General features: G+C 58.8%; 16 protein-coding genes. 12 read left to right on the top strand and 4 right to left on the bottom strand.

Annotated features, from left to right (window positions below; translation table 11 throughout):
- Positions 1 to 84: 84 nt before the first annotated feature.
- Complete coding sequence (locus H7C86_RS35350; protein ID WP_259349419.1) at positions 85 to 615, top strand: hypothetical protein; 531 nt, start codon at positions 85 to 87, stop codon at positions 613 to 615.
- 37 nt (positions 616 to 652) lie between these two features.
- On the opposite strand, the gene H7C86_RS35355 is transcribed toward H7C86_RS35350, so the two are convergent.
- The gene (locus H7C86_RS35355; RefSeq protein ID WP_182263363.1) at positions 653 to 1,642 is read right to left on the bottom strand and encodes a DUF3068 domain-containing protein; all 990 of its coding nucleotides are present in this window, start codon (positions 1,640 to 1,642) and stop codon (positions 653 to 655) included.
- A 186-nt stretch (positions 1,643 to 1,828) separates the two neighbouring features.
- On the opposite strand from H7C86_RS35355, the gene H7C86_RS35360 reads away from it, so the two are divergent.
- The 3 genes from H7C86_RS35360 to H7C86_RS35370 all read left to right on the top strand — a co-directional run bounded on the left by H7C86_RS35360 (position 1,829) and on the right by H7C86_RS35370 (position 3,986).
- The gene (locus H7C86_RS35360) at positions 1,829 to 2,311 is read left to right on the top strand and encodes a hypothetical protein (protein WP_182263364.1); all 483 of its coding nucleotides are present in this window, start codon (positions 1,829 to 1,831) and stop codon (positions 2,309 to 2,311) included.
- A gap of 197 nt (positions 2,312 to 2,508) precedes the next feature.
- A complete protein-coding gene (locus H7C86_RS35365) occupies positions 2,509 to 3,387 on the top strand; it encodes a hypothetical protein (protein WP_182263365.1) in 879 nt (292 codons plus the stop codon).
- Positions 3,384 to 3,986 (top strand): hypothetical protein, encoded by a 603-nt coding sequence (locus H7C86_RS35370; protein WP_182263366.1) that lies wholly within the window; start codon positions 3,384 to 3,386, stop codon positions 3,984 to 3,986. The genes H7C86_RS35365 and H7C86_RS35370 overlap by 4 nt, the downstream gene beginning before the upstream one ends.
- Positions 3,987 to 3,989: 3 nt before the next feature.
- Here the strand turns inward: H7C86_RS35370 and H7C86_RS35375 are convergent, their stop codons facing one another.
- Both H7C86_RS35375 and H7C86_RS35380 read right to left on the bottom strand, forming a co-directional pair.
- Positions 3,990 to 4,346 (bottom strand): helix-turn-helix domain-containing protein, encoded by a 357-nt coding sequence (locus H7C86_RS35375; RefSeq protein WP_054187082.1) that lies wholly within the window; start codon positions 4,344 to 4,346, stop codon positions 3,990 to 3,992.
- Between the two features lie 251 nt (positions 4,347 to 4,597).
- A complete protein-coding gene (locus tag H7C86_RS35380) occupies positions 4,598 to 5,062 on the bottom strand; it encodes a helix-turn-helix domain-containing protein (protein ID WP_080911010.1) in 465 nt (154 codons plus the stop codon).
- 228 nt (positions 5,063 to 5,290) lie between these two features.
- Between H7C86_RS35380 and H7C86_RS35385 the strand changes: the two genes are divergently transcribed.
- The 4 genes from H7C86_RS35385 (at position 5,291) to H7C86_RS35400 (ending at position 7,629) form a co-directional block, all read left to right on the top strand.
- Entirely contained in the window at positions 5,291 to 5,986 is a 696-nt protein-coding gene (locus H7C86_RS35385; RefSeq protein ID WP_182263367.1) for a hypothetical protein, read from the top strand.
- 301 nt (positions 5,987 to 6,287) lie between these two features.
- Positions 6,288 to 6,746, top strand: coding sequence for a hypothetical protein (locus tag H7C86_RS35390; protein WP_029538768.1), 459 nt, complete (start codon positions 6,288 to 6,290; stop codon positions 6,744 to 6,746).
- A complete protein-coding gene (locus tag H7C86_RS35395) occupies positions 6,743 to 7,303 on the top strand; it encodes a hypothetical protein (protein WP_182263368.1) in 561 nt (186 codons plus the stop codon). Before H7C86_RS35390 ends, H7C86_RS35395 begins: the two co-directional genes overlap by 4 nt.
- Positions 7,300 to 7,629, top strand: coding sequence for a hypothetical protein (locus tag H7C86_RS35400; protein WP_019749744.1), 330 nt, complete (start codon positions 7,300 to 7,302; stop codon positions 7,627 to 7,629). Before H7C86_RS35395 ends, H7C86_RS35400 begins: the two co-directional genes overlap by 4 nt.
- Before the next feature lie 2,582 nt (positions 7,630 to 10,211).
- Here the strand turns inward: H7C86_RS35400 and H7C86_RS35405 are convergent.
- Positions 10,212 to 10,355: a hypothetical protein gene (locus tag H7C86_RS35405; RefSeq protein WP_019749747.1), complete on the bottom strand. Its 144-nt coding sequence runs from the start codon at positions 10,353 to 10,355 to the stop codon at positions 10,212 to 10,214.
- A gap of 658 nt (positions 10,356 to 11,013) precedes the next feature.
- Between H7C86_RS35405 and H7C86_RS35410 the strand changes: the two genes are divergently transcribed.
- From H7C86_RS35410 to H7C86_RS35425, 4 genes are all read left to right on the top strand, one after another.
- Positions 11,014 to 11,247, top strand: a complete 234-nt coding sequence (locus H7C86_RS35410; protein WP_139047429.1) for a hypothetical protein — start codon at positions 11,014 to 11,016, stop codon at positions 11,245 to 11,247.
- A 30-nt stretch (positions 11,248 to 11,277) separates the two neighbouring features.
- Positions 11,278 to 11,778, top strand: a complete 501-nt coding sequence (locus tag H7C86_RS35415; RefSeq protein WP_019749750.1) for a hypothetical protein — start codon at positions 11,278 to 11,280, stop codon at positions 11,776 to 11,778.
- 163 nt (positions 11,779 to 11,941) lie between these two features.
- On the top strand, positions 11,942 to 12,130 hold the full coding sequence (locus tag H7C86_RS35420) for a hypothetical protein (RefSeq protein WP_182263369.1): 189 nt from the start codon (positions 11,942 to 11,944) through the stop codon (positions 12,128 to 12,130).
- Between the two features lie 633 nt (positions 12,131 to 12,763).
- Positions 12,764 to 13,132 (top strand): hypothetical protein, encoded by a 369-nt coding sequence (locus tag H7C86_RS35425; RefSeq protein ID WP_259349418.1) that lies wholly within the window; start codon positions 12,764 to 12,766, stop codon positions 13,130 to 13,132.
- The last annotated feature ends 508 nt before the right edge of the window (positions 13,133 to 13,640 follow it).

A 13,640-nucleotide genomic window follows, 5' to 3' on the forward strand; every position in this document is an offset into this window, starting at 1 on the left:
CATAAGGATTACCTTCCCAAGAAAGAAGGTGCGCATCAAACCCGGGACGATTCAGTCACCCGGATCCTCGCAGCACCCCTGATCCTGACCGCATGCTCGGACTCGACACCCACCAACGACAACGGCGGCAGCTCCACCACCAGCGCAAGCAACGGTCGCGCCGGCATCGTCACACCAGCTGAAACCTCCTCGTGGCGAGGAGACCTGGTAATCGGAGTCGGCGACCAACAAGCCCACGACAAGATCACCCTCCCAGCCGCCAACCAGGTCCAAGCACAGTGCATAGGCGAAGGCGACAACCTCACCGTCGACATCACCGCACCCAACGGCTGGCATGCAGTCCTCACCCACGGATCCCAAACCGTCACCATCGAAAACCCCCAACTGAACTACGTCGGGCACGAATTCACCACCCCACAAAGCTCACTCGACTACGACATCGAATGGAACAACAAGTTCGGCAGCAACAAACAGTATCTATCGGGCGTGACCTGGGACGTCCCCCAAACAGGTGACGTAGAAATCCAACTCAACGAGCGAACACCCCCACACTGGGTGATCAAATCAGCCGAAAAGGTCAACCTCGCCATGCATGTCGATTGCAGCTCTCAATAACAGCGAAAGTGCGGTCCGGCGCGATCAGTTCCGGCACCTATAGAGCCACAAGATCGCCGGACTTCCCATTTTGGACTATCAGTGATTGTGGTCCGGGTCTCGTCGATGTCCATCCGAGATATATCCCACCAAGAAGAAGCAGTAGTCCGACCGAGCCCCCGATTGCCGGTCCGTAGTCCGTACCCCACCGGATTTGGTCTCTGTACATGACTGCTCGTTCGATCTGTTCGTGCTGCGTCTGGGAATCGAGTTTGGGGGCTACATCGATGATCGTGATGGTTTCAGGGGCTGAAGCGGACGTCGCAAAATATTGCCTATAGTGTTGCTGCACTTGAATTATGGCGCCGGAAATGGGCTCGACGGACAGTTCGCGCGTGATGCCGTAGAAACGTTTCATGGTGACTGGGATCGTTCCGGGTTTCCCCCAGTTGGAGGCGGGCAATGTGATCTCCGTACCAATCGCCACAGGTGCGATTTCCTGACGGAAATTGTAGACGTCAACGCCTTCAACTTCACCCTCCGCGATGAAGTTCGCGTCATAGCTGTCCCGCAGTGTCGAGTCGAAATACGGATACGTTCGTTTCTGTGTGTCGAACGGAAATTTGAATTGAAGTCCCTCATGGGCAACGACTTCCGCCGGTTTGTCCATCACGGTCTGGATCGAGCCGATCGGCTCCTCGACCGGCATCGCCGAGATCCTGTCGACGGTGGAACGATCGATGCTTGCATTCACAATTGCTGCCGAACCGACCCGATCATCCCGCACCATCTGAACCGCCGACTGCAGGGTCACCACGTCGGATCCCGACGGATCTTCGGCAGTGACGCGCTGCTGGACCGTGATCGGAACATTGCTGTCCACAACCAATTTGCCCTTGGCTAACGCCGCAGCATCCAGCAATACTGCAGTACCCGTCGACACTGTTGCCGCATCGATGCTCAACGGAATCTTCACCAGCTGGCCCTTGGCATAGGTTGGCGCCAACGCACTCATTGTCAGCAGAAAACCTGCTGCCGCAATAGCCACGCAGGCAGCGTGTCGACGTGAGGGGCGCAAGTTAGGCGACATTCGGACGACCCTAGCGTGTCTCGTGCGCGACTGCGCGAGCCCGTGACTGCGCTAGTCTTGAGCGCTCAGTTGAGCGATACCAACTACAACGACTACGGTGTTCGGTTGGGGCCGTAGGGGAACTCGGTAAGGAGGTGCCCCGAAGTGGCAGACAAAACCGTCGCTCGAGCAGTCGAGCGCCTGTTCCGCATTGCCGTAGGCGACGAAGCGCGAACCCTTGAAGGTATGGCCGAAGCATTGTCGCGCGACCGCGGACGCCCACTCACCGTGCTGGACGACGCGGTCCTCCCGCCAGGTGTATTTGGTCAATGGGTCCGGCACCACGACCGCGATGAAGTGTCCTGTGCAGGGTGGGTTCATGCGCGCGACCGAACGATTGCTCATGAGTTGGGACATATCGCGTTGAACCACTCCGGTAGGCCAGCCATCGATTTGGCCACCGACTTCCTCCCACCCGCATTGCGTGATCTTGGAATTCTGATGCTTCGACGCGATTGTGTGGACACCATCTCGACGGAAGAAGTCGAGGCTGAAGCATTCGGGAGTCTGCTTCTGCGCCGGCTTCACGTCACACGGCGCGCGCAGAATCCGTCGGTTCGTTCACAACTGGATGAGGCACTCGGTTGATCACTGCTCTCGCGGCGGCAGTACTCGCCATTGCAGCGGCCACCCGGATCCAGCGTTGGTGGTTTTCCAGGTCATGGACTCTGGCAGGTGCAATCATCGTTCTACTGTGTATGTCGATTCATATGGCGCTCAACGTGAAAACGGTCGAGAGCGCTGTCAGAGTCACACTCGGGGCTAGCATACCCGGAACAACCAAAATGCTGCTGGTCTGCGGTATCTGCGTCGGCACGGCCATTGTCTTCACAACCGTTACCAGCTCCCAGCATCTCAAAAAGCTACTTTGGCTACATATTTCACTGTCAGTTGTCACCGCAGCGCTCTCGTTCTACTTCTTCTTCAAGACTCCGTGGCCGGCATCGAACCCCGACAACCGGACTTTCGACAACCAATACGCATTTCTTCCGGGTTACGCAGAGGGCCTGATGTTGGGCATGGCCTATCCGTTTCTGTTGTGCTTGATGGTGACGATCATCGCTATTCGGCAGGCAGACCGGCGGACGGCAACCGGCTGGGGGCTCATCATCATCTCCCCCGGAGCCGCAGCACTCAGCGCATACGCCGCACTCCGAATTGGTTACCTGGGGTCGGTACGGTGGGGACTGATCGATCCGACCCCGACACCCTTTGCTATCTCGCGCTTACTGGCCGTTGTCGGCGTTCTCTTTGTCGCAGCGGGAGTCTTGGTTACAGCGATTGGAACCGCGCTTATCTCACGAGCGCAACTACGGGCCTTTGACGACCTTCACTCCGAGCTACTTGCCCGTTGGCCTGGTGCCCTACGGCCATCCGAGCCCGGAAGCGGCGCCGCAGATCGGACCGCCGATCGCGCAGCGGAACTGTTGGACGCGCTGAGCTTGGAAGCCAAGCGACAGGCTCTACCGAACCAAGGTGCAGCCTTGAGCCGGACAGAGGTAGCACATGCTGTTGTGGAATGGATTATTACTGATCGCATTCCGGAGGGACTGGGATCGGACAACCTCCGAGCACGGGCAGCCACTTCAGATGTCCGCTGGGCGCGAGAACTGGGTGAGGCGTACGCCCGTGAAATCGAACGAAAGTTGGTCCGCGAGCAATGACAGAAACACGAGTACAGGGGGATACCTCGGGACAGGACCGGATCGCACGGTTACTTACCGAGGTCGGCGCGCCCTGGGTCATCAACATCGTGACCTCATTGATCCTCGGGTGCTCCATCGGGGCGCCAGGGTGGGGAATCTTCGTCGCGATCTGCTCAGGTGTGGTCCCTATGTGCGTCATCCTCTACGGGATGCGGAAGTCGAAAATCGGCGACCACCATGTCACCAGCATTAGCGAACGACACCTGCTCATTGTTGTATTGCTCGCAGTTGCCTTGGTTGGGTTGATCATTCAGATTGTCGCGAGCGCAGCCATTCAGATGATCGCGTTCATGACTGCCGGTTTGGCGGCGCTGGTAGTGGCTGCATTGATCACTAGTGTTCTTCACTGGAAGGTCAGCGTGCACACTGGAGTTTCAGCGGGGGTCACCATAGTTTTGGCGCTTGCGCTGTCGCCTTGGTGGCTGCTTGCTCTCGCCTTGACCCCGTTGATCGGATGGTCACGGGTTCATTTGGGTGATCACACCAAGGGGCAGGTCATCGTCGGAGCTATCGCCGGAGCAGTCACAACGGGGATTACCTATGCGTTGATCGCTTAGAAACTAGTCATCGTCGGACTGCATCATCTTCCGAAACGGGTCGTACGCACGCGCTGCAACCTGCTCACGGTCACTGTCGCGAACATCCTGGATCCAGGCAATGGTGTGCTTGACCAACTCATACGTTTCTTCGTCACTGAAGTAGTCCATCGGAACATGAAAGACGTTGCAGATATCGCGAACCGTTTCTACGCCCGGTGACTGGCGCTTACCACTCAGCAGTTGAGACATGTAACCGGTAGTCATCTTGCCGCCGCCGAAGCGGATTATGTCCACAACCTCGGTTTGCGTGTACGGACCACGACCTCGGGGGTGCACCGTGTCGAAGAGATGTCGGAGCCGTTCTGCGAATGTGCTCATCGTTCGTCCCTCCGTCCTCAACCGCCGTGCTGGATGGGCGCACTGGTCCAATGTTCAATTTCCAATACTGGCAAGTCTCGCTATCCAATGCAACTTGCAATAGTAAGTTTTCAGTTTTAGGCTGACCTCGACCGTGAGGAGCAGCAATGATTTACAGAGTCAGGACTGACAGGCGGTGACTCACCGCAGCCGAAACGACCTATCTTCATCAGTCAGCACAACAGCGAAGGCGACCAAAGAGAAGCCTGGACCTAGGCGGGCGCCTCAGGCCCCCGATGGCGAACCCGCATATGCGCAGCGAGCAACTCGTCAACCGAGACACCTAGAACCGGGGCAAGCTTCTCCGCCACGACGTCTGACAAAGGAATTTCGCCCCGTTCGATGCCTCCGACGATCGGTGTCCGCAAGCCAGCCTGCATCCCAAGTTGCGGTTGGGTCAAACCCTTCAAGACGCGCCAATCACCCGGATACCTGTCAGCCTCAGGCACTCGTACGATATCGGCGATCTCTACACCCAACTCCGCCACCACAGTCGCCAAAAGATCAACCTGCGGAGAGGAATTCGACTGCTCCCAGCGCCGGATCGTTGTTTCACCCACTCCTGCCCGCCGCGCCAGTTCCGCACGTGACAGCCCTGCAGTGCGGCGCGCAGCCACAAGACTTGACGGGGAAAACCCCCGCATCACTCGCCGACTCACAGCCAGCACCCTTCGCATCTCGTTGTCATTAGTAGACACTGTGCCGCCTCCTCGATACCATTCGCACACGCGGCTATTTTTAGATGACCGGTTTTAGATGGCGGTCAGGTCGTAGTCAACGAACTCAAGGGAGACAACTAGAGCAAAAAACGAAAGAGTCCCCCAGTCGCGCCAACGACCGAGGGACCAGACCAAACGGGATGCAACCCGTCCAGCATTTTCTTCAGATGCAGAAAGGATTCTGCGATGTCTATCTTAATGGACCCATCAGGTCCGGATGACGTGTTCCGCAACCGGTATGTGGCGCTGTCGACGTTGACGCTTCGTCGGCTTGTTGCGCGGCATTCGTCGATCGGCGGGCGTTGCGATGGTTGCGGTTTCAGTGGTTCGGAGCTTGTTCCGTTGTGCCCGGAGGCTGCGGCCGCGTTGCGTGAGTTGACGCACCGTGAGGGCCGCGGGTCATCTGCGGTCGAGTTGCCGCAGTTCAGTACTGACGATCTTCTTCGGGTTGCTGCTTCGCATCATCCTGATCGGGTTGGTCGGTGCGCGCGGTGCGGGTTCGTTTTCTCGTCGGAGTGCGATGTGTGCCCGACTGTGCGAGCTGTTCGTGTGGAGTTGGAGGTTCGGGGCGTGGTGCCGATTGTTGGTGCCGATCCGGGCAAGGGTTTGTGCGCGGGGAAGTCACGGTCGTGGGAGATGGATGGCCGCACGGTGGTGGAGTGGCGCCGCGCGATCTCCTCGTGTGAGGCGTGCCCGTTGTTGGCGCAGTGCCGCATTGATGCGGCCGCGTCGGCGGAGCGTGGGGATGGTCCGCAGCGAATGATCATGGCGGGTAACGCGTATGACAGTCACGGCAATATCGTCGACGGTGAACGCTTGGGCCTGTACGAGTCGTTGACGACAGCAACGCGCCGTCGCGAGGCTTCGGAGGTGGCCGCGTGAGGGCCGCGGTGCCGCCGCCGACTGTGTTGGCGTGCGCGGTCGATCCTCAATCGTGGGATCTGGATGAGGGCTCGTATCGCGCGGGTGTGGATGCGCAGGCTGAGTGTTTCCGGTGCCCGCGTTTGGCGGATTGCCGGAAGGAGTTGTCGTCGATGGTGGCGGCGGATACTCCGCCTCGGTCGATGATTTGGGCGGGTGTGCCGTTCAGTCATCGTGGCCGGCCGATTACCTCGGATGCGGTGTTGCGTTCGTACTATCGGCGGGTCGACGGGCATCGCGGTACTTCTCGTGGGAGCGCTGCGTGACCCCGATAGTGGGGGCGTTCGATCCGGTCTTCACACGGCCACTCGACACAGTGGCATCGGAAGAGTCTGCGGCGCTGATCTTGACGTCGTTCGAATCAGCGTGGTCTGTGTACGGAATCCTCGCCGACACACACGGCCATGTGCCGGTACGGGACCGCTACGACCGGTTGTGGATCCTCGTCGAAGTCGCCGGCCGCCTGCGTAGTCGGCGCACCTTCATTCACGATCATCCGCACATCGGCGACTCACCTGATGTGTACGGGTTGATCGACGTGGACTCCCGCGCCATTCTTCATGCCCGCGATCTGATCGAAGCCCACGGCCCGTTGAGGGTAGACCCCTCCCATGCCGCGGTCCTCACCCCTATCCGTACCGGTGCGAGAGATTCCGCGCACCATCCCACCTGCACGTCACAAGCCTCGTTCGACGTCACCCGATTGGACTGCCCCACATGACAACACACCGCTTGCTCGACGAACTGACCAACCCCCACCGCCCCCTCCCCGACATCATCTACGGGATCAGTACCGGGGCCCTCCCATCCCCTACCTCGACCGGCCTTCCCGCCGAACGATGGCAATGGCTCGCACACCTCCTCACCCACCCGCTCTGGGGAATGACCGCGATCGTCGACGGACTCGACCACGTCTGCTCCCCCGTCGCCCGACTGTGCCAACTCACCGCCCACCCCATCCACCCCCTCAACGTGCGAGAACTGTGGGCCGCAGAACAACTCCCCACCACCGAACTCATCGCAGCGCATACACCGCACGAGGACGGTCACTGGGAAGTCCTCAACACCGCACTGGAGCTGATCACCGACGGACTCGAGACCTGCAACGGACTCGAGACCTCCGCGATCGAAGCAGTCACCTCAGCATTCACCGCCATCATCACCGCACAGGACCCTGCCACCGCCCGCACGACTATCATTGCGGCCGTCGAACACTGGATTCATCCCACATGCACCACCGCATCATCTGTTTCCGCACAGTTGGGGGCAGCATCATGACAACCACACCGCATCGATCGCCGCTGATCGAATCCATGATCAGCACCGCCTCCGCAGCGCTCCTGAAAGAAGTAGGCATCGCCTTCCCCACCGACGCCGAGATGGCCGAGGTACGCCAACTCGCCGAAACACTCGTCCGGGACACCGTCGATGCACTCGCCGGACCTCGCGAGTTGTCGGTCGGGTTGCGCGACAACCTCATCGACGTGGCAGATCTCGTTGCCTCCGATCCGGAAACTGCGTCGGTCGATCAGATTCACGAGGTCGCGGTTGCGCTGCGCGGGCTTCTGGATCTGCACATCCCCGTTCGAGCGAATCATTCGTGATTGCGCTCGTTCTCGCTGTCGCGTTGGGGTGTGTCGGTGTTGTGGGAGCGGTGTTTTCGTTTCGCCCCACACGTTCCTGACATTCGAAACGCGACGGATCCGCACATCGGGAGCCGGCGTCCGTCGCAGACCGCCAGCGGTAACTGTTCTCGATGAACACCCGGTCTGACCTGAACACCGCCGAAAAAGGAGCCTCGCTACGAACCAGCGTGACATCCGAAAGACCTTGACACACAACTCCATAGACGCAGTCCAGAAACGACGAAACCCCCTTACGGGGGTTCGCCACACACTGAGCCAAATCAACAGCAAGCCAGGCCCGGCTCGCTGTCACTGATGAAGCCGAAGTAACCGCTCCGCCTTCTGCACTGCACTACTGCTTCACTCACATGAAGGGATTTACCTGTGACAGGTACATCTCAGGGTAACGCACACCCTGAACCAGCTTCAACACTTCCACAAACAATCCTCCACGGCCCACCATCAAAGCGCCCCACCCCAGTCTCCGACGACAAATGGGAACACGCCGTACAACAAGCCACCGAAAACGTCACCCGCATCGAAACACTCAACCGAACCAGCGGCCAACGCGGAAACTCATGGTCCCTCCCCATCCCCGACGGCACCTACAGCCGTACCCCCACCTGGACCAGCCGCACACACTGGCAACACCAAGTCCGCACCCTCCTCAACTCCCCCACCGGCACAAAACTCTGCACAAACCACACCACCAGCACCGAAGCCGTTTACGCCGTCGCCGTCATCCACGCCTCCCTCGCCGAAAGCGCAACCGGACGCTCAGTGACCGCCTCACGCGAGACCATCGCCCGCCGTGCAGGAGTGAGCACCTCCACCGTCAAACGAGCCCGACGAGTCCTCACAGCCCTCGGAGTCGCAGTAGAACTCGTCCGCGGTCGCTACCTCAGCCGCCTTGAAGCCATGGCCGCAGAATCACACCACGGCCACCGCCAATTCCGCGCAGCATCGACCTGGGCGCTCACCACACCCCGCCCGGTAGCAACGACCGTCACCCCTCCCTTCACCAAGCCCAGAAAACCTTCCCGAGCCACACTGCGCACCAACGCATACCGATTCAGAATCACCGCACGGAACCATCCACAATCCGGTCACCGTGACCCCCTATCCCCCCCCGGGGGATTTGCACTTAAAGCTCTTGCTTTCAAGATCTCACCAACGCGCACACAAGCGCGCGCGGGCAAGACAACACATCAACCAATAACCACACCCCGGCCAATCCATCTCCAACGCGCAGCAGCCGAACTCATCGCCCACGCACCAGCCCTGAAACCAGCCGGCCACATCGGAACGATCTGCGATAGGCTCCAACAAAGCGGAATCGACACCACCCGCTGGGCCGGACGAGACATCGCACGCCAACTCACCACAGACACCCAACAACGCGGCTGGACGTGGCCCAACTACATCCCGAGACCGTCCGCATTCCTACACTGGCGGCTAACCCACATCGACTGGGCCCCAACCACCCCCACCGAGCGGAATGACGAACACAATCGCACTCGACGCGCTGACCAGCTCACCCGACACGCGGAATTACGCGCACGCGACGAACGCGCCGCCTCAGAAGCAACCCGAACAGAAGCAGTCCGGACGTTCCGGAGCGCTTCTACCCCTATGGCCGGTCTGCTGCCGGCATGATGTCGCGCCACCATCGAAGCCACGTAAACGCCTTCCACTCGAATGAGATACCTCGGGGCCCTCATCAACGATCCGAACAGCCGAATGCGTCTCCACTGCCGTATGTTTCACGAATGGTCGTGGCCGAAAGATCGCAACGGCGAAGGCGCGAGGTGGCGGTCGCTGCGCTATTCGAACCGACGGACCTACCCGGACGCGCTCGACGCCTCCGACCAACCGTCGCAGATCCGCCAACTTCACGTCCCACTCTGCTGGCAGACCTGACCTTCGCAGATGAGTCGAACGGCAGCACGAAGAAAAAATCTTGAGAAATAAATCGTGAATCGATTGAACATCAGTGGAATTCGCAGTTCTTGTAGAATTCGTCATACCGGCTCGGCCACGAGCACGACCCCGCACCATCATCGTTACGGGTCGCGACCGAGATTCCAACTTGGGTGAAAACGAGTTGCACGACGACAATGAGAACAGCAAACGCTGTTTTCCATCCATGACAGACGGACACGAGCGCGGACAGCAAAGCCATGAACAAGAACCCAAGACCGTACAATTCTGGGCGCTCGAACCCGCCACCCGATCCGACGGTTACATACACGGAGATCCACAAAGCCGCTTCGAAGAGCCCGCTGGTCCACCACTTGCCGTGAACCTTTCTGGTCACCACGAAATATGCCACTCGAGCAACGATTACGAAAAGCGCAATCCCTGAAAGCACTTATCCCCCAATTATTCCCGCGACTCACTCCCACACGTCAAACCGAATAGTTTGCACGTTGACACAAGCACACCACAACGCGCGACCAAACACTGAATCTCACAGTTCTGGAGCTTTCACAATCAGCCGACATACAGCGCAGCGGATTCAATGACACCAACAGCATCTCTTAATTCTGTTGTGGTACGGCTCAGTATCGGCCGGCTGCGTTGCCGCACCACTTGTCGCAGTTGGGGTCGTTGCCTTGAGCCAACGATCGAGTGAGCAGAGCCTCTCGCCCGGCGAGATCGTCGTCATCGGAGCCGAAGGTCCAGGTGCTCAAGACGATCCCCATGAACCGCCTCCCACTCCGAATACTTATGCAATCGACTACCCGCTTTCCACCGCCACTCTCGAACTCGACTTACGCGAAGTCGAGAGGTCGGTGTATACACAAGCGGTCGCAGACTTAACGCCGGCGCCCTGTCGACCGGGCGCAGTGCCTTCAATCGTGCGTTCCGGCGAAACCTGGGATCAGGTTTTCCTGCAACGTCTACACGATCAATGAAGACAAGCGGACATATTTCGTGACTGTCGACGATCCGCTCGGCAGCTACACCATTGCGCCCGCCTAAAACGTCAATTGCGGGATGAGATGCTTGCCAAATGAAGAGTGATCAGTTTTTACAGGATGAGTTCGTCTGGGTCGAGGAGGTCGATCGCTTCGATCTCGGACTCTGCTTCACACTTGTTCATTCCACCAATGTCGAAGCCGTGCTGGAAGTATTCGATTCGGCCAATCCTCGGAAGCTACGCAAACCAACCGAGATAGGTACCGAAGAGTGGTTGGATTCGCTTGCCGGCGAGGACACTCTGGCGATGCGCCATGCAGCCTCGGTCGGCGACTGGACGTGGATACTCGAGGAACTGTCGATCGCCGCCATACTGCCCCCGCTGCCAGAACAGCTGTCCGCCGCTTTCGGCACCAGCATCACTTCCAGTGGGATGTCAACATGCTGTCCACATTCGTTCTCGCACGCGAAGGTGTGGTCGAGCGTCGGTTCGAACTCGGCCGGATAGCGGATCCGTCCGATCAGACAAGTCTTGAGGGCTATCTCGACGAAGAACTGGGACTTGACTGGGAACAATGGATGTCCGCCGGCGTGTGCCTACAGGCCCGAATTGCAGGAGTGACGTCACTGTCCGAAATGCCGATCGAGCCCATGCTCACCGAAACCTGCACATAACCCCACCACACCAGTCGGAAGAAGCTCGGAGTGACCATCGAACGACACCAATCAGTCATCGACACCGACTATCACCAGTTCATGATCGAAGCAGGCCCACTGCGAGAGCTGATCCACGGCCAAAATCCCGACTTTCCGCTCGCGATGTTCGCCGGCGACCTTTTACGCGTGAACGTAGGCGTCAAAAGCGGGCCGGTGAACGTCACCGTCGAGGTACACCACACGCCGCCCTTCTATGACGACAACACATGGGAAGACTCCGTCGAAGGCGACCTGACTCAGGCCATTGCCCACCGTGTCAACATCGTTTCGTTCTGGGACAACATGAACGCAGACGGAAAAGCAGCCGATATTCTCGGATTAACACCACCGGGGAAACGTCGGTATCGCGTGCGGATCTACGCCCGCGGGAAAAATATCCGATTCGATGCGCATCACGATGGCGATCCTGTCGAGGACTACCTGATCCAAATGTGGCCCACAGCAGAGGCCGAATCTCCCCGCCAGATAAAACACACGTCCGGAAGATAAGCTCGCGCTTTCACGACAACTGCCGCCAGCAGATCGCATCTGCGCATCCGGAAGCTGTAAAGTTGATCTCTTCGTCTCTGGACGGAGTCATCAGGAGTAGCACATGTGACCAAGCACCCCGAACGGACTTGCCCACAACTCGCTTTCGCCAACACTGCACGACATGGGTGAACTCCAGCCAGCACCAGTCGGTGACGACGGTATCGACATCCAAGCAATTCTGCGCGGAAGCAGAATCCCCCAGCCCGGGTATCGGGCAGAAATCGGCGGCACCCCGTCCGGATCACCGTCAACCGACACTGCGTCGACGATGACGGAACATTCATTCCTGACACCGGAAACACAATGCTAAGCTTCGCCGTCACGGATTCTGTTCTGCAACCCTCGACCGCTATCGACGTCGTGCGGCACGCCGCACCGATAAACCTGGGACCTGTCTACATCTACACACCGGACCTCGAAAAGACATGGTCGAGATACCATGTTGCCGCGTTCTTCTCAGGTTCTGGGACAATGATCGAAGCCCCACCGGATTTCGATTGGCGCAAGTACTCCAACATGTTTCGGGACTTCACTGTGTACCGTGCGGATACGATTCTCGGCCCTCTGACGCCGGTGTATCGGTCCCTGAACCGCGATTTCTATCAGCCGTACATGGACCGGCGAGGAAGATACTGGACTCCTCGGGTCACCGCGCCACCCGAAAGTTCCGGTCTCGGCGAAGCATTCGCTGCCACCCTCGGTGCCGTGTCTCGCAGGTCAGCGATCAGAAGCGACATCCGAGCCCTCGCCCTCGAATGGCTCCACGGCGGAGTAGTCAGGTTCACCTTTCAACGGATCCTCAAAAAGCGATGCTTCCATCTGGAGTTCGAAATCCCCAGCCTCAATCAGATGACGTTCGGCCGTTTCCTCTTACCCGGCGGCGGTCCGATTGTTCGCGAACCCGGCCAGTTTGCTGCGGGGTGTTTTCACCACGGCGAAGAAGATGATTCGTTCGCTCAAGCTCTCCGCGGTCCATCGGAGCGACGCAGAGAAAGAACTTGTCGGGGACTGGCAGCGGTCGCAGCCCGAAACGTCGACGGCAGTGGAGGAAGGCAACCGCGTCCAGGGTGACGATGCTCGCGGTGAAGCTGTCAAGAAGTACGACTCCGCTGACCGGCGCACCGCGTTCGCGAACAGCATGCACGCGGCCGGCGTCGACTCCGAAGCGATCGCAGCTCGTATGTCCGCCGACACTGCGCAGGGGCGTCCCGCTCGCGATGCGGTCCGCAACGGGCCGGGCAAGCCGCCGGTCGCGAGGAAGGGGAAGCCGAACAAGTCGCAGGGACGCGATCGTCAACACGCCGGACGGTAGGACCCCTCACAGACGGAAATGCCCCTCACAGAGTGTGCGGGGCATTTTCTCGCGCCTACGAACTCACCGGGAGATCACGACCGACCTAAATTCGGAAGGGCTTTCAGGACCAGGCAATAACAATGGAATGAAACTGCGATGAACCTTTGCTCCGATTCACATTGCAGGAATTTCACGGATTTAGATTTTCCAATAGCCGGAGCATCGCCATTCATATACCGTAAAACCTAAACCTCCAAACGATTTGACTCGATTTTGCAACGGAAATCTTCCATGGATCCGCTCAGGTGTTGTTCATCTAATCCGCCATCCGAAGAAATTACCGCACCTTCCCAACGCTTCCCACTTGCATGCGGATTCATTCTAAAACGGACCGATCGCTACAATTCCGAATAACATTCACCCTCCAAGAACATCAGGGTAGATTACGAATCTGTAACACCACTATTTAACGGCTCTTCCCAGATGAGGGTGTAGGTCGGCCGGGCGCGTCGGTCCGCAGATAGAC

This window comes from Rhodococcus sp. UFZ-B548, from assembly GCF_903819475.1.
GTDB lineage: Bacteria > Actinomycetota > Actinomycetes > Mycobacteriales > Mycobacteriaceae > Rhodococcus_F > Rhodococcus_F erythropolis.

What these genes read in the sequence shown, in the direction of transcription:
- H7C86_RS35365 (WP_182263365.1), top strand. Translation starts at nt 2,509, where the DNA reads ATGCTGCTGGTCTGCGGTATCTGCGTCGGCACGGCCATTGTCTTCACA.
- H7C86_RS35370 (WP_182263366.1), top strand. Translation starts at nt 3,384, where the DNA reads ATGACAGAAACACGAGTACAGGGGGATACCTCGGGACAGGACCGGATC.
- H7C86_RS35375 (WP_054187082.1), bottom strand. Translation starts at nt 4,346, where the DNA reads ATGAGCACATTCGCAGAACGGCTCCGACATCTCTTCGACACGGTGCAC.
- H7C86_RS35380 (WP_080911010.1), bottom strand. Translation starts at nt 5,062, where the DNA reads ATGCGAAGGGTGCTGGCTGTGAGTCGGCGAGTGATGCGGGGGTTTTCC.
- H7C86_RS35385 (WP_182263367.1), top strand. Translation starts at nt 5,291, where the DNA reads ATGTCTATCTTAATGGACCCATCAGGTCCGGATGACGTGTTCCGCAAC.
- H7C86_RS35395 (WP_182263368.1), top strand. Translation starts at nt 6,743, where the DNA reads ATGACAACACACCGCTTGCTCGACGAACTGACCAACCCCCACCGCCCC.
- H7C86_RS35400 (WP_019749744.1), top strand. Translation starts at nt 7,300, where the DNA reads ATGACAACCACACCGCATCGATCGCCGCTGATCGAATCCATGATCAGC.
- H7C86_RS35405 (WP_019749747.1), bottom strand. Translation starts at nt 10,355, where the DNA reads ATGGGGATCGTCTTGAGCACCTGGACCTTCGGCTCCGATGACGACGAT.
- H7C86_RS35410 (WP_139047429.1), top strand. Translation starts at nt 11,014, where the DNA reads ATGCTGTCCACATTCGTTCTCGCACGCGAAGGTGTGGTCGAGCGTCGG.
- H7C86_RS35420 (WP_182263369.1), top strand. Translation starts at nt 11,942, where the DNA reads ATGGGTGAACTCCAGCCAGCACCAGTCGGTGACGACGGTATCGACATC.
- H7C86_RS35425 (WP_259349418.1), top strand. Translation starts at nt 12,764, where the DNA reads ATGATTCGTTCGCTCAAGCTCTCCGCGGTCCATCGGAGCGACGCAGAG.